This window comes from Paenibacillus pectinilyticus (assembly GCF_001700435.1).
Classification (GTDB): Bacteria; Bacillota; Bacilli; order Paenibacillales; family NBRC-103111; genus Paenibacillus_E; species Paenibacillus_E pectinilyticus.
Genome location: NZ_LYPC01000030.1, coordinates 254189 through 273106 on the forward strand (window position 1 = coordinate 254189; position 18918 = coordinate 273106).

General features: G+C 45.3%; 11 protein-coding genes. 10 read left to right on the plus strand and 1 reads right to left on the minus strand.

Going from position 1 to position 18918, the window contains the following annotated elements:
* The first annotated feature begins 6 nt into the window (after positions 1-6).
* The 3 genes from A8709_RS32920 to A8709_RS32930 all read left to right on the plus strand — a co-directional run bounded on the left by A8709_RS32920 (position 7) and on the right by A8709_RS32930 (position 9228).
* Positions 7-1122, plus strand: coding sequence for a glycoside hydrolase family 88 protein (locus tag A8709_RS32920; RefSeq protein WP_065859282.1), 1116 nt, complete (start codon positions 7-9; stop codon positions 1120-1122).
* A gap of 22 nt (positions 1123-1144) precedes the next feature.
* Positions 1145-3097 (plus strand): heparinase II/III family protein, encoded by a 1953-nt coding sequence (locus A8709_RS32925; RefSeq protein ID WP_065859284.1) that lies wholly within the window; start codon positions 1145-1147, stop codon positions 3095-3097.
* Positions 3098-3231: 134 nt separating this feature from the next.
* Positions 3232-9228, plus strand: a complete 5997-nt coding sequence (locus A8709_RS32930) for a CBM96 family carbohydrate-binding protein (RefSeq protein WP_065859286.1) — start codon at positions 3232-3234, stop codon at positions 9226-9228.
* Between the two features lies 1 nt (position 9229).
* Here the strand turns inward: A8709_RS32930 and A8709_RS32935 are convergent, their stop codons facing one another.
* Entirely contained in the window at positions 9230-10153 is a 924-nt protein-coding gene (locus A8709_RS32935; protein WP_065859288.1) for a helix-turn-helix domain-containing protein, read from the minus strand.
* 129 nt (positions 10154-10282) lie between these two features.
* Between A8709_RS32935 and A8709_RS32940 the strand changes: the two genes are divergently transcribed.
* The 7 genes from A8709_RS32940 to A8709_RS32970 all read left to right on the plus strand — a co-directional run bounded on the left by A8709_RS32940 (position 10283) and on the right by A8709_RS32970 (position 18853).
* Positions 10283-11581 carry a DUF455 family protein gene (locus A8709_RS32940; RefSeq protein ID WP_065859290.1) on the plus strand — a complete coding sequence of 433 codons (1299 nt, stop codon included), beginning with the start codon at positions 10283-10285 and terminating at the stop codon, positions 11579-11581.
* Positions 11574-11909 carry a 2Fe-2S iron-sulfur cluster-binding protein gene (locus tag A8709_RS32945; protein ID WP_065859292.1) on the plus strand — a complete coding sequence of 112 codons (336 nt, stop codon included), beginning with the start codon at positions 11574-11576 and terminating at the stop codon, positions 11907-11909. The genes A8709_RS32940 and A8709_RS32945 overlap by 8 nt, the downstream gene beginning before the upstream one ends.
* Positions 11890-12681, plus strand: a complete 792-nt coding sequence (locus A8709_RS32950) for a sugar phosphate isomerase/epimerase family protein (protein WP_065859294.1) — start codon at positions 11890-11892, stop codon at positions 12679-12681. The genes A8709_RS32945 and A8709_RS32950 overlap by 20 nt, the downstream gene beginning before the upstream one ends.
* Positions 12682-12833: 152 nt before the next feature.
* Complete coding sequence (locus A8709_RS32955; protein WP_065859296.1) at positions 12834-15110, plus strand: helix-turn-helix domain-containing protein; 2277 nt, start codon at positions 12834-12836, stop codon at positions 15108-15110.
* Between the two features lie 329 nt (positions 15111-15439).
* Positions 15440-16333, plus strand: a complete 894-nt coding sequence (locus tag A8709_RS32960) for an ABC transporter permease (protein ID WP_208607785.1) — start codon at positions 15440-15442, stop codon at positions 16331-16333.
* 19 nt (positions 16334-16352) lie between these two features.
* The gene (locus A8709_RS32965) at positions 16353-17234 is read left to right on the plus strand and encodes a carbohydrate ABC transporter permease (RefSeq protein ID WP_084225721.1); all 882 of its coding nucleotides are present in this window, start codon (positions 16353-16355) and stop codon (positions 17232-17234) included.
* Positions 17235-17299: 65 nt separating this feature from the next.
* A complete protein-coding gene (locus tag A8709_RS32970; protein WP_065859300.1) occupies positions 17300-18853 on the plus strand; it encodes an ABC transporter substrate-binding protein in 1554 nt (517 codons plus the stop codon).
* The last annotated feature ends 65 nt before the right edge of the window (positions 18854-18918 follow it).

Genomic DNA, 18918 nt, shown 5'->3' on the forward strand with positions numbered 1-18918 from the left:
TTCAACATGAACAGTTTAGTTGAATCGATGGTCGACGCTGCTTGGCTTGATGTGGCGAAGAAGATAGAGCGGACTAGCGGGCGAATTGGAGATACGTTTCCACATGTATCGGTGAATGGACGTTACGATGACAATGAGCTTGATTGGTGGACCAATGGCTTTTGGCCCGGCATTCTATGGATGGTGTATGAAGAGACAAAAAATCCGGCGTATAGACAAATCGCTGAGTCCTGTGAAAATAAACTGGATATGCCTCTTCACGATTTCGAGCTGCTTCATCATGATGTAGGATTCATGTGGAGTTTATCTTCCGTGGCTTCCTATAAATTAACTGGAAACGAAGTCTCGAAGAGGAGAGCGCTTACGGCTGCCAGTCATTTAGCAGGTCGTTTTAACAACAAGGGCAACTTTATCAGGGCATGGAATGGAGAGGGCAAAGAAGGCTGGGCCATTATTGACTGCTTAATGAATCTTCCTTTGCTGTTTTGGGCAAGTGAAACCACGGGTGATCCGAGATTCAAGCATATGGCTGAAGCGCATGTTGAGACCGTCATTCGAGAGTTTTTGCAGGAAGACGGATCTGTTCATCATGTTGTTGTATTTGATCCTAATACAGGTTTACGCATAGGGGAGTTAGGCGGTCAAGGCTACTCGGCATGTTCGGCTTGGTCGCGTGGCGCAGCATGGGCGGTTTACGGATTGACACTTGCTTACGGCTATACACAAAATCAACGCTATCTCGATAAGGCGATAGAAGTATCCCAATACGTGCTGGAGAATCTTCCTGCAGATGCTGTACCTCCCTGGGATTTCAAGGCGGCTGAGGATCAAATATGGGCAAAAGACAGCTCAGCAGCTGCGTGTTTGGCTAGCGGATTGCTGGAAATCGCTAAGTATTCGCAAGGGGAAATGGCTGAATACTACCATAGATCAGCATGTGACATTATGCAATCCCTCTATGCCAATTACTTCTCTCATGATTCTGACGAGGAAGGTTTACTCCATAAAGCCACGGTAAGTTATCCCGATAACCGACATATTGAAGTACCGGTCATTTACGGCGATTATTTCTTCATTGAAGCTCTCCTGAAATTGAAAGGGAGCCAAACATTATTCTGGTAAGAAGAAGCAGGGAGATAAAGCAATGAGCATACAACAATGGTTGAAGGAGCCGATGTCGACAACTGTGCTGCTGGGCAATTTGCGTTCACGCTTAGAGCGGATGGACGTAAAGAGCGCGTATATCGCCAGTCATTTGCCTGAAAGCGCACAAGAGACGATAGCCAAGGCGGAGCTCGCTTATCAAGGAATGATCATGCTTCCCGGCACAGGCGGTATGAGGGAATTCGTAGGCAATCCGCCTCGCTGGCTGGAACACAGACACAATGACAACGAGTATTTGTGGCAGCTTAACCGTATGAACGATTGGCAGGATTTATTGCAAGCCTACTCCTTAACGAAGAATGAGAAATATGGCCGCAAAGTGATTGAGGAAATGCTGAACTGGATCGAAACGGTAGAAATTACCGAGGACATGATCGATCTTCCACTCAGCTATTATTCCGAATGTCATCCGCTTCGCGCGCTGGAACTGGGCATACGCAATTATAAGACTTGGCCGCTTGTCTTAGAGCATCTGGGTCACTCCGAGCTGTTTACAGAGGAAGTGCTGGAGCAGTATGTAACGGCGGTCTATAAGCAAATTAAAATCTTACGCAAGGTATCACCGCAGCTATGGCCCAAAGCGGATCATAATCATTATTTGATGGAATGTTTAGGGATATTGACCACAGCGCTTTATTTCCCCGAGCTCAAGGAATCGGAGGAATGGAAAGACTTTGCAATCGATGCCATCGAAAAGTGCTGCTTCGCCCAGTTGACGGAGGATGGCGGGCAGATTGAAGGCTGTCCATCCTATCATAATGGCTGTATGTTTTGGTTCGGACTTGCTGTTGTGCTGGCCAAGCGTTTTGGCTTTCAGTTCTCAGAGCCATATATGGAACGGTATAAGCATAATTTGGATTACTCCATTTATTCACTAAGGCCGACAGGAAAATGTGTGCCTGTGGGAGATTCACATGCAAACAATCTTGCAATAATGGGCGGTGTATACGGCTATTTTGCCTTGGGCGATATGACTTGGCTGGGTCTGGCTGCTAACTTGATGGACACGAGCGAGATTATGGAGGAGGCAAGCAGACATGTATGGCGCGCACTAGATGTGGAGCAATTCGTAAGCGATTTGCATGCCTTAAAGGGAAAGCGATTTCTATGTGATAAGCAAACCACATTTTGGAATCGTACGCTTCATCAAGCGATTATTCGCAGCGGTTGGGATCGCGAGGCACTTAGCTTCTTATTTACTTGCCGCAGCCCGATTCAAAATTTACACGCCCATATCGATCTGATGAGCTTTGATTTTACGGCGCTAGGTAAAGATATGGTTTGCGATCCTGGTCTTTTTTGTTTCAGGAATGATGACGATCGCAAGCAGTTCAAGAGCTCGAACTTCCATTCCACACTTCTCATAGATGACCGTGATCACTTTGAATATAAGAGCACATGGGAATATGGTCCCCAAAAAAAGGGGGAAATCTACAATGTGGAAGATAGAGGCATCTACCAGCTCGCAAGCGCTTGCCATCTGAATTATGAGCCGATAGTCCATTATCGTCATATTTCTCTCGTCCATGACAAGTTTGTTGTAATTGCGGATCGGGTTGAGGGTTTGGAGCAGCATAACGTGCAACGTTATTTTCATCTTGATTTTACTGATGTGCAAGAAGCAGCAGGCGGTATCATCGCAGCAAGCGATATCGCGAATCTAGCTATTTTTACAAATGAGCAAGGCCAGGTTGAGTTTTTGCCGGGAAGACTATCGGATATTAATGATGTCGCAAGACCTTCTACCCGAGTGAAATTTCAGGGACGTTATAACGGCTCAAGAATTTTTCTGACGGTGCTTATTCCGTATAAAGGGGGGCAGCAGCCTGCTGTTCAAATCAAGGAGGTGAGGGACGGCGTTTTCGAATTCGATTATGAGGAGCGTTATCTGGTTGACGTTAGAGATCAGGATATGTTGATTAGTTCCTTTTGAAAAAGCCAAGCATGTAAGGTTAAAAAGAATTCATAAGCTCGTTGGGTGGCGTTATTGTCAAAGTAACTCACCCAACGGAAGTGAATTCCTCTGATAATGAATGGTGAATATCTAGATTACAAGGAGGTATTTTAATGAGACATGTAGTGGCTTCACATATAAAAAGGGGTTCTTATTTATTCGTAGCTTTCTTAGTCTTTGCTCAAGTGGTGTTAACTTTATTTCCAGTAATTGTAAGCGCTTCCTCTGGGACGAGTAATGTGTCAGATGCCTCTTTCTTTGGCGCTTGGGATCAAGCGGGACAGCGATGGACAATGCCGAGCAAGCTGAACTACGAAGGATTCTCAGGGTTAAGCACCGTGCAATCCGATGTAAAAGCTGGCAATTACGATCAGGCCAAAACGGATTTACTCGACTATTATAAAAATCGAACAACCCGAACGATTCCAACGGATTTCGTTTCAAATCCAACGATGGTGCCGCTCTTGATGGACCAGATTGCAACGCCGCTTAAAGAATATTATTTAAATACCTTTACGGTTGTGTCTACCCCCACAACGTATAACGTGGATATGATTTCTACGGTTCAAGGCTCTGCGGGCTCCGACCTTAGCTTCATGCTGATGGGACGCTACAAGGGAACCAATCGAGCAAATATGTACAGTCGTGAGCAAGATTGCTCGCTGACACAGCTCCCACAATGCCGTCCCACGCTCGAGATTCAATATACGGATGGAACGGGCGCTCATACTGTAAAATTGACGCCAACCAAGGACACTTATATTCGTGGTAATGATACAGCTATTCACGCCAGCGAGCCCCTGCTTCAAGTACAGGAATCCGGCGCTCCCTATGATTCGAATACGCGTAAAGCTTATCTGAATTTTGACTTATCGTCGATTAAGGGAACGGTTACGGCGGCAACACTTAAATTATCAGGGTATTCTGAATTAGATGGAAATACAGATGTGATGATCTATAAATCAGGCGACACAGCTTGGGATGAGAATACGCTTACTTTTGCAAACCAAAATGGCAAAACATTCTCTTGGCAAGGGTTTTCCTCGGGTACGGATTGGGCTGGTCCTGCACCCAACATTGCAGATATTGAATACCATTATCAGATCACCCGGTTTGACTGGCTGAATCCGTTATTAGCGGAATACATCAATACCGGGAATGAAAGCTATGCGGCGAAATATATCGACTACATGGTCGATTTTATCGCGGATGGTGATGTCTCTACGAGTGTATATGGCGCTGGGTCATTTCCTAGAAATTTTGATGCTGGCATTCGGGCTTCGCGTTGGGTGAAAGCGTACCATGTGCTAAGAGAGAGTTCCTCCATGAATGCGCAATCCAATACGGATATTTTGAAAACGTTCTGGAAAAAAGGGGATTACTTAAATAGTCCTGGGGGATTCAGTCCCGATGGCAATCATGGAACGGTTGAAACGGAGGGGTTATATTCCCTTGGCATTTATTTCCCTGAGTTTACTGATTCCACAACTTGGCTGTCCACGGCCTATGCCCGATTTGACTTTTTAATGTCGACACTGATTTATAAAGATGGCTCGTACATGGAGTCTAGTGATACCTATACGACGGTAACAACCGCTCCTATGATTGCAATTAAACAGCTCGGGGCAATGAATAATGTCCCTTTTCAAGGAGCATTTGATAGTAATTTGAACCATTTAGGTAAATACCTGGCCGATATTTCGTTTCCGAACGGCTACGCCGCCACTTTCGGGGACAGTCAGTACACCGATCTCAAAGGTACGATCAAACAAATAGGTGAGATTACGAACGATGACTCCTTACGTTATGTAGGGACGTCAGGAGTTGAAGGTACTAAGCCTTCCTACACGTCAGTTCTATATCCCGATAGTAAAAGTGCCATTATGCGGAGCGGCTGGTCGCCGAATGACCGCTACTTGTTTACGAATGTGAAGCAAGCGGCACCCCACAGGCATCCCGATGATAACGCCATCACTTATTATGCGTATGGCAGACCTTTATTGGTTGATCCTGGTGCCTATTCCTATAGTGATGATCCGATTGCCAACTGGCTGCGATTCTCAACGGAAGCGCATAATACGATTGAAATCAACGATACGCCTCAGAATTTGTCTGAGGGCTGGTTGCAAGATTGGACAGATAATAGCAAGTTCAACTTCCTTACGGGTGTGACCCAAAATGTGCCAGGATTTAAGCATTCGCGTGAAACCCTGTTCCTGAAATCGTCCTTCTCGATTGTTTCGGACGTTGTGGAAGCGCCTTCGAGAACGAATAAGTACCAACAAACATGGCACTTTCTGCCTACAGCCAGTCCGACGCTAGATGTGTCCACCAAAAAGGTAAGCACAGTCTTTGGCGACACTTACGGTGATATCCAAGTTGTACCTGCTGATCCCGAGCAAGTTACGGCCACTCTCGATCATGGTTATTATTCCAATGCTTTTTATTCGGTATCTGACGCCACATATGCGTCATTTACGAAGAACGTGTCTGGAAATACGACATTTGACACGGTTTTGTATCCGACCGCAAGTGGAGAGAAGCGTGACATCAAAGTCAGTCGAATTGGTCTTTCAGTTCCGACTACCGTAGCCAGCTCGCTGAAGATTGACAACATCGGAGATGTGGGAACTTCGGGTTATTATTATATGTCTCACGAAGAACATCCGCAGTTCAGACGCAACTTTGATGCCTTTTCATTTGACGGGAAGCTGGCCTATATCGAGAAGACGAGCAGCGGTAAGGTTAAATCAGCCCTCATGAAATCGGGAACGACACTGGGGCAAAGTGGGTCAAATTTGATTGCTTCTAAAATGCCAGTGTCCGACATTGCCGTTGACTGGAATGGCACGACTCTGGAGATTACCGGATCGAATTTGGTCGCCGCCAATGACTCCAACGCAGCTTCGGCCGTTGCTATACGAGCTTCTGGTGCGACTACAGTGAAATTGAATGGTAGCCCTATAACCAACTATACCAGTACTGGTGGTTATATTTATGCAGTAGGCGTACCGTCATGGTCTTCCTCCTCCAGTTATCAGAATAGTATCGATTTGGGAGCAGGACATTCAGGGGTTCAATCCATTGAATTTGACCTGGTCCCGACAGCGAACCAAATTGGAGGCATAGTCGGATATACGGGACAATCATCAGTCGTGAACAGTGAGTCTGGTTTGCCAATGATTCTCCGAATGAATGCCGAGGGTTACTTTGATGTCCGTAATGGCAATACTTATGGGCAAAATATCAAGCTCGACTATAAAGCGAATGAGCTTTATCATGTTACGTTACTTGCGGATTTGGACTCGAAAACGTATAACGTTTATGTCGCTCCGCATGGCAAACCTGAAATTCAGATCGCGGATCATTTCGCGTTTCAAACAGGAGCTCCTGTTATTTCGGATATTGGGAAATTGGTCATGAATAGTTCAAGTAATGTTCAGTTTCAGATTAATGACCACACGTTAGGACGTCCGGATTTCTTCGAATTAGATGTGAACTCAGATGCCTATGTGTGGTCAGGAAATCCAACTTTGAACTATGGGACCGGTAAGAAATTGGAAGTAAGAAACTCAACGAGTTCAACTGTTTATCGCCATTCTTATCTGCGATTTGATTTAGGGAGTGTTCCGGCGGATTCAAATGCATTTGCTGCGAAACTGCGGCTGACATCGGCTTCAGCGGGAACGTTTACCGATCAAGCTCAGTTCGTTCAGGATGATTCTTGGGGAGAAACGTCAATTACCTATAATAACAAGCCTGCAGCAGGAGCTGTCTTGGGGGTATGGAGCATGCCATCGGCTGAAAGTTCGGTGGAAGTGGATATCACATCTCCTTATAAAACCGAACTTGCTGGAGACAAACAGTTAAGCATGGTTATCACATCGCAGACGACAAATAACGTTTCTCACTATTATTATGCGAAGGAGAATGGGGGCGGCAAGCCAAAGATCGTGGTTTACACGAAAAAGTCTACGGGCAGAACGATTGGTGCAGAGGCAGACACCATGGTGAGTGGAAGTGTACCCACTGCGAACTATGGTAAAAATACGAATCTTGAGGTGAGAAATTCGGCTTTTGTCCCACGCGAAACATTCGTTCGCTTCAATCTATCAGGTTTATCGGGCAATGTAGCATCCGCTAAGCTTCGCCTGACATCGTCTATTGTTGGCGGGACTTTTACAGACAAAGTACAATTTGTCAGCGATGACAGTTGGGATGAAGCGACAACTAATTATAATAACAAGCCGGCAGGAGGCGCGGATCTGGGCACATGGGAGATGCCTCCAGCCCAACAATTCGTGGATATCGACGTAACGTCGCAGGTGTTAGCAGAGCTTGCCGGGGATAAGAAACTTAGTTTGGATATTTCCTCACTAACAGCGAATAATATTTCCCACTACTATTACTCTAGGGAAAAAGGCAGCTTAGGACCGCAATTGTTGATCGAAACGGCAGAAGAGTCCTATCAAAAGGATGACGACGCAATCGCGTACCCACCTGTAGGTCCGGAAGTTGTGAGTATTCAACCTACTTCTGTAACAACGACTTCCGGTACTGCCCCGGTGCTGCCAAGTGTCGTAACTGCTGTATATAGCGATCAAACGACTGCGCAGCTTCCGGTGGTGTGGATCAGCCCGGATGCGTCACTATATTCGCAAGCAGGAACGTTTCAAGTGTACGGCACCGTGGTAGGAACGAATATACAGGCTGAAGCAAATGTTACTGTGCTGCCTAGCACTGACGGGAACAACGGTGGTAATACCGGAGGCAACAGCAGTGGCAATGGCGATGGTAACACGGATGGTGGCACTGACGGTAACACTAATGGAAACACTAACGGTAATACTGATGGTAATACTGATGGTAATACTGATGGTAATACTGACGGTAACACCAATAGCATCACCATTGGCAACACCGACACCGCTCCTTCATCACCGTCGGCAACAGCCAGTGGGGTTATTGTTGTAGAAGCAACAACTGACGTAAACGGAAAAGCGAGCGTCCAACTCGATGCCAATTCGCTTGCAGAAGCGATGAAAAAGGCAGAAGGTCCTTCCCTTAATGTTCAGGTGAAATGGGTTGAATCAGCGCAGGCGGTAACGGTCAACCTTCCGGCGCAGCAGCTTCTGGCGTCTGATTCCAACGGTATTCAACGCATTGAAGTTAAGATGGGATTAGCAACTATCTCAATCTCAACCGAATTGTTGAGAAGTCGTATCGGAGCATCCGCATCGAACGTTCAGCTCTCCGTTTCCGAGGTCAATCCATCCAAGATGGCTGAAGAAGTGAAGAAGAAAATCGGCAGTAACCCCGTGTACGATTTCGACTTAAATGTCGATGGGAAGAAGATCAGTAACTTCGGTGGGGAACGTCCGATCAAGGTATCCATGCCCTACAACCTTCTGCCGGGTCAAGATACTGAGAAAGTCATCATGTACTACATTAACGATTCTGGAACAGTGCAAACGGTCAACAACAGCAAGTATAAGGCATCGAGCGGCATGGTAGAATTTTATCCGAAGCATTTTAGCCAATATGCGGCTGCCCTTGCAAGCGCCACGTTCCAAGATCTTTCAGGCGTAGCTTGGGCGAAGTCTAGTATTGAGGGACTCGCTGTCAGAGAAGTGGTGAACGGGGTCGAGGAAGGACGGTTTGGTCCGAACAACCAAGTGACACGGGCACAGTTTATACAAATGCTAATAGGAGCATTGGAAATTGAGGATGCTAAAGCCATTGCGTCATTTGCCGATGTGAGGGCGGGCGCATGGTATTACAGGGCCATCGCTACGGCTCAAGCAGTCGGTATCGTTAACGGTAGGGAAGACGGAAACTTTGGCATCGAAGATCCCATCAGCAGACAAGAAATGGCCACCATGATATACCGGGCCGTGAAAGCAATGAAAATCGTCTTGCCGAACAAAGAAGAGGCCGCCGCATTCAAAGATCAAGAGACGTTTGCTGCTTATGCTACTGATGCCGTTGCCATGATGCAGCAAGGCGGCATTATCAATGGTTTCGATAATGGCACATTTGCGCCGAATGAATACGCGACAAGAGCGCAAGCCGCTGTCATGGTTTACAGGTTGTTATCCGTTGAGTTATAGATCACAAGTAAGTAGTCGTGTAATTCGCCGTAGGCAGATTTTCTTTATCGTTCTGATTGCGAAACTGGTGTGGCGTCAGCCCCGTCCACTGTCTAAAGTGCTGGCAGAAGTGGCTCGCGGAAGAAAATTGTAGCTTATCCGCGATCTGCTCAATGGATAGCTCGGATTCGGTCAACCACTTCTTGGCTTCATGTGTGCGAGTTTGTGCCCAATAGGATCGAAGAGAAAGCCCGTATATCTTTTTAAAGCATTCGGATAAATAAGAACGATTTACATTTAATCTTTCTGCTAGTTCGTGAATTTTAAGAGGTTCATGAATAGCCGCCTCAAGCAATGAAGCCGCCTCGTGTGCGAGCGCGAACTGCGTGGAAGTGCCAGTTCCCGAGTTCGTTTGCTTGGATTGTTCGAAGAAGAAGCGGCATAGGTCGGTAATAAATTCGAGCAGTTGAGCTTGAATTGACAACTCTGCCAGGGAGCGGTCGAGCGAAGAGACAGTCTCTGACGGATCGCTGTGCGGTCTATCTTGCAGAGACCGAAAAGCATGAATGAGTTGTTCTACGGCAGTGGTTATGGAGCCATTTTTGGACCACTTCGTCTTCGAAGAAATAAGCGGCAGTACGGCATTCTGTAGAATGCCGACTGCTGCTTTCATTTCGACATCGAAATGAAAGCCAAAGTAAACCGCAGGTTTGGCAGTCCGAGAAGCGTGGGGTGAGCCTGCTTTCATAACAATGGCATCGCCCGGGTGTAGTTCGTAAATCGTACCGCCGACGGTTTGTTCAATGACACCCTCAACACAATACAGAAACTCAAAATACGTATGCTTGTGCTTGGGATAAGACCAATCTTTATCTGTACGGGCGTAGTTCATGCCGATCATTCGAAAAGCACTATACATGTTAGGGAACGTGAGGAAGTACTCCATATAGATTCTCCTTAGAAAGCGACAATTTTGACATTTTTCATAACAATCACAAATCGTTTCCATCCTTATACCATGGTAAAATCAAGTTAATAAACGAGATATACTACTGATTATAAGGAGTGAGAGTCGATGGCACAAGCATTAATAATGGGGAACCCAGGTCGTATGACAGTTGATTCCGCATCAGAAATGTTAAAAATGTTATATTACGTTGAGCGTGAAATTATGCGTTTGTTGGGTGGATATTTGTTAAATGTCTCGGACTGGGAGTTGAAAAAAACGATTCCACGCCATATGTGGCAGGATTCACTTCGCGCGAACGCCTTGCGCTCCCGGGTGCTTGAGCTTCGCTATCCGCGTAGAGACGTTGATGAAGGCCATGATGAGCAGCTGACAGATTTTCTGAAGGTCCTTAGCAAGTGTGCCAATGAACGGGAATTCATAGAGGGCGTTTATTTCGTGACCAAAGAATTCCTAAAAACACGATATGAAAAATACTTGCAGATCGCAGAGCCGATCGACGATGCGCCTACTATCGCTTTCATGAAACGATTTCCTGAAGAGATCGCCGAGCAGCTGCTCGATGTTCAACGATTATATCCGCAAATCACACGACGGTTTGTCGCGGCTGATGATTGGATATCCTATCTGGAACGTTATCTAACGGAAATTGGCGGACTAGAGAAGAAGGGCCAGTCGGCTCAGGACTTATCGATTAACACAGAAATTACGGCGAGACCTGCCTACGTATTGCCCGAAATACCCGCTCGTGATCCTAAATTCGAGAAAGCACTCTATCATCTCCCTCCTAAATTTTTCACACCGGCAGAAAGCTCAATGAGCTTCATCGAGCGCCAAGTGTGCATGGCCATTAACCATGTGAATGAGATGTGGGCATGCGAAGCTATCGGAGCCATGGTGTGGGAGTGGGAGGATATGCCATGGGAGTTCTACTTGGATACGGCCCGTTGGTGTTATGACGAGCTTCGGCATTGCTTAATGGGTGAGAAACGGCTAAAGGCGTGGGGATTCGAAATCGGCGTCGACCATGCGATGGTGGCTGATCATTACATTTCGCAAAACGGTCATGGGCCATTGGCCTTGTTGGCGATGATTCACAAATTCGAGAATAAAGCACCTGTGTGGAAAAGCAGCTTAGTGACAGAATTCACGGCACAGGGAGATACGGCAAGCGCTCAAGATTTCGATTACGACTGGGCAGATGAGAGCATTCATATGCAGTATGGTCATAAATGGCTTAGTTACAAACTGAATAATGATATTGATGCAATTGAGGATTTAATGGAAGAAGCGGCGGAGCGTTGGGATGACTGGCAAGCGAATGCGAAGCGTCAATGGGATTATGAGCCATTCCTCTCCAGAATCACAGCCAAAATCGCCCTTATCGAGCGTAAAAATCATGAATAATTCCATCAAGGTGCTGAACGAAGGAAACGAGCATTGGTTCGAGGTGGATGACAAAGAATTGATTCTCGACGCGGCGATCCGCCAACAAGTGCCCATTCCTTATACATGTCGAAATGGGACATGCCGAACCTGTCTTTACCAGGTCGTGGAGGGGACGCTCGTTCAGGAGGACGCGGACATTTGCATGATTTCAGAACAAGAGCTGGAAGCAGGTCGTCGCTTGTTATGTATGTCGACCTTGCAAGGAGACGCGGTCATTGAGAAGGTCGTTCGCAAACGTAGAAGAACAGAAGGAGAGGTGACGAACCTTGGAGCTTCGGCTATATAAATCGTTGTGGGGGATGGAGAAGGGTACCCTCAGAGAGAATTTCGGGAAAATTGCCGCTTCCGGATACACAGGGGTTGAAGCGGGAGTACCATCAAAGGAACAGCGCAGCGAGTTCGCAGAGCTCTTGGAGGAGCACGGACTAACCTATATTGCTTTGATCGGGACATCTGGGGATCATGATCGAACTTTCGCCGAGGGCGTGGCTGATGCTGCAGCTCTCCGGCCGCAGTTGATTATTTCGCATAGCGCCCGCGACTCGATGGATGAAGATACGCAATTGCGGTTCTTTGAACGCGCGCTAGAAGTGGAGAGACAGCATGGTATTCCAATTGGTCATGAGACGCACCGTCACCGGGCTATGTTTACCCCGTGGACGACGTCAAGACTGTTGAATGCGCTGCCGGATTTGAAGATTACGGCAGATTTCAGTCATTGGTGCTGTGTTTGCGAAACGTTACTGGAAGATCAAGCGGATCATCTGCGGATCGCTGTTGAGCGAACGATTCATATCCACGCCCGTGTAGGGTACGCGCAAGGTCCGCAAGTTCCTCACCCCGGTGCGCCGGAGTACGCCGCCGAGTTAGCGGCCCATGAATCGTGGTGGAGGCAAATCAGGCAAGCCCGCGCCGAGAAGGGCTTTACGATCACGACAATCACGCCGGAATTAGGGCCGCCAGGTTACATGCATACCTTGCCATACTCGAATCAACCAGTAACGGATCTGTGGAGCGTTTGTGAGTGGATGAAAGAACGATTGCAAACGAATAGGTAGTAACACGCAGGGTACAACAAACTCACTTTGTTGTACCCTTGTGGTATATTCATAAAGGACGGGGCGAAACTGTAAACAATAATGCTTTCGGGCAGGTGTCGCAGGAATCGTCTATAATTGAGTTATGTGTATCAAGAAAGGGGCACGTATTCATGGGGCAAAACATCAACGCACCTCAGCGGCTATTCGTGAAAATGGTGGCTTCCATAACGCTTCTGGTTGTCGTGGTCATGATGCTGTTATCGTTCATTTTGTACCTGAACTTCGAGAAAATCCATTCCCGGCAAGTGTCGGAAGCGAATCTAAATGTACTATCGCAAATTAGTTACAGCGCTAACTACATGTATGAAAATGCCAAAAACTTTGCCGTATCGCTGTACGTTGATGAGAAAAATGTCCCCCTGATGTACAGTGAGACAGAGAATTACGATTTAGTAAGCGCGCAAATCAAATATTTGAATACGCTCGTCGAGCAGTCCCCGTTCGTACATTCCGTTTACGTCTATAATAACAAGCTGGACAAGTACTATTCGACGTGGAAATCTCCGATTAATGATGCCAAATCATTTTTCGATCAGGATATCGTGAATGTAGTTAGTGAGATGAAATTTAGCCCGGAGACCAAGTTTGCGCCGATTCTTAGGAAAATACCTGTCAGTTTAGCAGGTCAAACGGAAAGCAATCCATCTATGGACGTTATTTCCTTCATTCTCTATGATCTACCGGCAATGGATAATAAAATTCAAGGCGCTATTATCATTAATATTAACGTGGATTACTTGAACCAGATGATTCATTCCTTAAGCAAGAAACAAATTTCAACGATTTCGGATATTGTGATTTTGAATCAACAAGGGGAAATTGTTACGACAACCTCGCCTGATTATCGGTTGATCGACTGGTCCAGCAAGCCATACGCAAGTATCCGCCAAGATCAATCCGGTTATATGTTGCAAAAGATGCATGATGAGAAATTTATGCTGTCCTATGCCACCTCGGACATTTTGAATTGGCGTTTCATCAGCATTGTGCCCTATAAACTTATCGTCAAAGATATTAATACGATGAAACATATTACATTTCTGGTCTGTGCCATACTTCTAGCTGTTGGACTATCCTTGGCTTTCATTCTGAGCAGGTACTTATATGCCCCTGTAGAAGTACTTTTTGGTAAAATGAAATCGTTAGAGAAAGTAAATCGAGAAACGGTCTATTCTAAAAAGATGGATGTCCTCCGAAACTTACTCTCGAATAGAGAGAATGATATTGCCTATTTGCAAAGGATGTTTAGCAGCTATCATATCCCGTTGGAACCCGGTAAGAGTCATCAGCTGTTTATTCTCAGCATCGACCGATTCAATGATTTCACGCGAGTTTATAACAATGGGGACCAGAAATCATTGAAGTTTGCCATTGGCAATGCAGCCAGTGAAATTGCGTGTCGCAAGTTTACTAACGTATTTGTTGACATCGAAGCAGACAGTATCGTCATCTTGTTTGAAGTGGGATCTGATACTTACGAGTACAACCGAATCCAACAGTATGCCATCATACGTGACATCCAGCAATGGACAACGGACAATTTAAAGCTATCTTTATCGGCAGCAATTAGTTATGTTGCTTTGGATCTATCGGATATTTCCCGGTCCTATTTGGAGGCTCAGACGATTTTAAAGTACCGGATGTTTTTCGGGTGGGGTTGCATCTTGACGCCGGATTCCCTTGCGCATATTAAAGCCGATTATTTCGAACCTCCGGTGAAACTGGAAGTGAAGCTTGAGGAGCATTTGCTATACGGCCGGTTGGAAGAGGCGAAAGAAGTCCTTGGTGAAATCCATAGCTATATCGGCGAATATGCCTATGATACGGCTATGTCATATTTATTTTCGTTCGCTTATACGCTGTTTAAGAAAAATAATGAACTAAAAGCAAACGGGAACAGTAGGAAGCTCGATATTGATTATTATTCCTTTACCAAAGAATTAGGTTCACTCGAAACCATGGAGCAAATTTTCGTCAAATTCACGGAATTATTTGCAATGATCTGCGAGGTGAACAACCAATCCAAGAACAGCCGCAAAAGTGTTATTATCAACTCGATCGTCAAGATTATGGAAAGTAACTATACAGATAAGGCGCTGTCCCATGAAGGGATCGCTAATACCTTGAATTTATCACGTGATTATATTGGTAAATTATTTCGGGAATCCTACGAGATGTCCATTGCGGATTACATCAATGAAATTCGTTTGAATAAAGCGAAAGAACTACTCGAACAGGATAGCCGGACAGTCTCCGACATTATGGAGGCCATTGGCTGGGAGAACAAAAACTACTTTTATAAGATGTTTAAGTTAAAATTTGGCGTAACGACTAGCGAGTATCGACTGCATAAGGTTGCCGAAGCGGCAGAAAAAGTTGATGATTAAATGTGCTGGTGGGCATCCGTCTGGTTAGGAATGGCAAGAGGTCAATTCTCCGTGAATTGGCCTTTTTGGCATGTCTAGAACACTTGTGCAAAATTCCGAACTTCATGTAAAATTCCGCACATTAAGGAAAAGACGGGCTTTTTGCTGAATTGTGTGGTTTACGCTCAAGGGAAAAGCGGGGTAGGCTGTAGTTACGAAGCAATCACAACGAATGATCAAAACAGAACGGAAGTGGTGAAACTACTATGCAAGTCAATGATGCAAATACGCTCAACCGTGCAGTAAAAGAAAGCCAGAGAAGATCGAGAATACAAAGCTTCTTAAATGTGATGCGTAAGAACAAGTGGCTGCTTGCGATGGCTGCGCCAGGTGCGCTTTTCCTTCTTATTTATGCGTACACACCGATGTTAGGCCTTGTCATCGCATTCAAACGTTATCGATTTGATGAAGGGATTTTCGGCAGCAAATGGGTTGGCTTTCAGAACTTTGAGTTCCTTTTCGCCACACGTGATGCTTGGCGAATTACGTTAAACACGTTGTACTTGAATGCCCTATTTATTGTCATCGGAACAGTCAGCTCACTGATCGTCGCCTTGTTACTAAATGAAGTCCGCAAAAAAGGACTGCTTAAATTTTACCAATCAGCGCTGTTCTTTCCTTACTTTTTATCCTGGGTCATCGTTGGGTATTTTACTTTCGCCTTGCTCAACTATGATAGTGGCATGATTAATAAGCTGTTAGAATCGTTTGGGTTTTCCAAAATCCAGTGGTATGCTAAACCGAATTACTGGCCTTTCATACTAATTATCGTGTATGTGTGGAAGAATATAGGGTATTTCAGTGTGATCTATTTGGCCTCCATGATGGGCATCGGTCATGAATATTATGAAGCTGCCAAGATAGATGGAGCTAACAAATGGCAGCAAATTACCAAGATAACAATTCCTTTACTTACGCCTGTCATCACGATTATGACATTGTTGCAAATTGGACGAATCTTTTACGCGGATTTCGGGTTATTCTACCATGTACCGCAAAACACAGGTATGCTTTACGAGACTACGGATGTCATCGATACGTATGTATTCCGATCCTTACGTATGCTGGGCGATGTAGGCATGGCTTCGGCGGCGGGGTTCTATCAGGCGGTTGTGGGGTTAGTTCTGGTGCTTCTCTCCAATTGGATTGTTCGCAGAATTAACCCGGACAATGCGTTGTTTTAAGGAAGTGAGGAGGTCGAATATGAAAACGCAAGACGTGAACAACACGGAAATTGTACAACGTACCGTCGTTAATGGCATTTTACTCATCGTCAGTATACTCTGCATCATCCCGTTATTGTTAGTGGTTTCTGCATCTTTCTCGGACGAAACCGCGATTTCGGAGTATGGATATAGACTGATCCCTAAAGTATGGAGCTTATTCGCTTACAAATATGTACTATCAGAACCGAAACAAATCTTGCAGGCTTATGGTGTGACAGCACTCGTTACCTCCATAGGTACCGTAATAAGTCTACTTGTTTCCTCGTTGTTAGCGTACACATTATCACGTCAAAGCTTTGTGCTGCGCAAGCCGCTTTCGTTTTACGTATTTTTTACGATGTTGTTTAACGGTGGAATCGTACCGACGTATATATTGGTTACGCAGTATTTGCACCTTAAGAACAGCATATGGGCTCTCATCATTCCCTATATCGTCATTCCTTGGTTCGTTCTCTTGCTAAGATCTTATTTCACCCAGATTCCCGAATCTTTGATTGAAAGTGCCAAAATGGAGGGGGCAGAGGAATTACGGATTTTCTTCCAAATTGTGATTCCCTTATCACTTCCAGCCATGGCAACAATCGGATTGTTCATTATTCTAATGTATTGGAACGACTGGTATTTGGCACTGATGTATGTCGATACCCCTCGCATTTATCCATTGCAATACCTACTATACTCGATTATGGAAAACATTAATGCGATCTCGGCTAATCCACAGACGATGGGAATCGCATTACCTGGACAAACGGCACGTATGGCTATTGCTGTACTGGCAACAGGACCTATCTTGTTTGCTTTCATGTTTGTACAGCGATTTTTTGTCAGAGGGTTAACGGTAGGGGCCGTGAAAGGCTAAAAGTAGCTATCGCCGATAATTCGGATTAGCATATATCATACACATGATTAAGGGGAGGCAAACAAATGAAAAAAAGCCATGTATTCACAGTCTTAACCCTATCTTCCTTGATCGTCATGACGGCGCTCACAGGATGCAGCAAATCTTCTGAAGAAACTAGCAGTAAACCGGCAGTTACAGGTGATGCTAAGCCAACAGATACTGGTAAAAACGCAGACAAAGCATTAGAGCCAGTGGAACTAACTTGGTATTACCCAGGAACGGTACAGAAAGACGCAGCCCTCGTTCAGGATGAAATCAATAAAATTACAAAAGCGAAAATTAATGCGACTGTGAAGCTGAGTGTGATCGATTGGGGTGCCTATGATCAGAAAATGAACGTAATCAACGCCACCAACGAGCAATATGATATTGCTTTTACGTCGAGCTGGACGAACAATTATTATCAAAATGTAGCCAAAGGCAGCTTTGCTCCGCTAGATGATCTGTTGACTAAATATGCGCCTAAGCTGAAAGCGAGCATGCCAGCGCAGTTCTGGGATGCGACTAAGGTCGATAACAAAATTTACGGCATCATTAATCAACAAATTTTTGCCAAAGCATATGGGGTGTATATCCGTAAGGATTTAGCCGACAAATATGGTTTAGATATTAAGACAGTCAAGAAGAGTGAGGATTTGGAACCCTTCTTTGATCAAGTATTGAAGGGTGAAAAAGGCATCACGCCGTTGGCGCTCAATAATGAAGTCAACGCCACGCTTCCGTACAAAAGTCAATTCGACACCATCGGCGACCAATTCTCGCCTGGTGTTGTGATGATCGGTGATAAAGGGCTTAAGGTTGTCAATCAATATGAAACGCCGGAAATGAAAACACACTTCGAGGATGCGAAGAAATGGTTTGATAAAGGGTACATCAAGAAAGATGTCACTTCGACCAAAAGAGATCAAGCTGATGGCGATATGAAAGCTGGCAAATATGCAGCCTTGATCAGTGTGGTGAAGCCTGGAGGCGAGCAGGAGCTTAAGGGTAAGTACGGCTTTGAATTCGTCAGCGCGTATCTTGAGAAGCCGGTAGTATCGACAGAAGGTATCATCTCGACATTAAATGCGATTAGTAAAACATCTAAAAATCCAGAGCGCGCCATGATGTTCATGGAACTGATGAACACCGATAAGCAATTGTACAATTTGATCTCGCACGGGATAGAAAATAAGCACTACGTGAAAGTTGAAGATAACGTCATTGGTATGCCAAGCGGTGTGACGGCGGAGACGAACAGTTATAATCCGAACACGGACTGGATGTTCGGTAACCAATTTAACGGCTATTATACCGATAAATCGCAAGTTGGTGCTTGGGAAGCAACACAAAAGCTGAATAATGAAGCTGCCTTTTCAGACCTGCTAGGTTTCAGTTTTAACCCTGAACCTGTAAACAGTAAAATTGCTCAAGTTACGACAGTGCTGAATCAGTATTTAAATGCCCTTCAAACAGGTACATCCGGTCCTAATACGGTGTTACCGCAACTGATTCAGAAGTTGAAGGCTGCAGGTGCAGATGACATTGTGAAAGAGAAGCAGGCTCAAATCGACAAATGGAAAGCGACGAAGAAATAACCATACCGTACATGGGGAAGGAGACTTTATTAAGCAGGTCTCCTTTCTTTCTGTCTATGGATGAA

Coding starts and splice junctions, on each gene's coding strand:
- A8709_RS32920 (WP_065859282.1), top strand. CDS start 7: ATGAACAGTTTAGTTGAATCGATGGTCGACGCTGCTTGGCTTGATGTG.
- A8709_RS32925 (WP_065859284.1), top strand. CDS start 1,145: ATGAGCATACAACAATGGTTGAAGGAGCCGATGTCGACAACTGTGCTG.
- A8709_RS32930 (WP_065859286.1), top strand. CDS start 3,232: ATGAGACATGTAGTGGCTTCACATATAAAAAGGGGTTCTTATTTATTC.
- A8709_RS32935 (WP_065859288.1), bottom strand. CDS start 10,153: ATGGAGTACTTCCTCACGTTCCCTAACATGTATAGTGCTTTTCGAATG.
- A8709_RS32940 (WP_065859290.1), top strand. CDS start 10,283: ATGGCACAAGCATTAATAATGGGGAACCCAGGTCGTATGACAGTTGAT.
- A8709_RS32945 (WP_065859292.1), top strand. CDS start 11,574: ATGAATAATTCCATCAAGGTGCTGAACGAAGGAAACGAGCATTGGTTC.
- A8709_RS32955 (WP_065859296.1), top strand. CDS start 12,834: ATGGGGCAAAACATCAACGCACCTCAGCGGCTATTCGTGAAAATGGTG.
- A8709_RS32960 (WP_208607785.1), top strand. CDS start 15,440: ATGCGTAAGAACAAGTGGCTGCTTGCGATGGCTGCGCCAGGTGCGCTT.
- A8709_RS32965 (WP_084225721.1), top strand. CDS start 16,353: ATGAAAACGCAAGACGTGAACAACACGGAAATTGTACAACGTACCGTC.
- A8709_RS32970 (WP_065859300.1), top strand. CDS start 17,300: ATGAAAAAAAGCCATGTATTCACAGTCTTAACCCTATCTTCCTTGATC.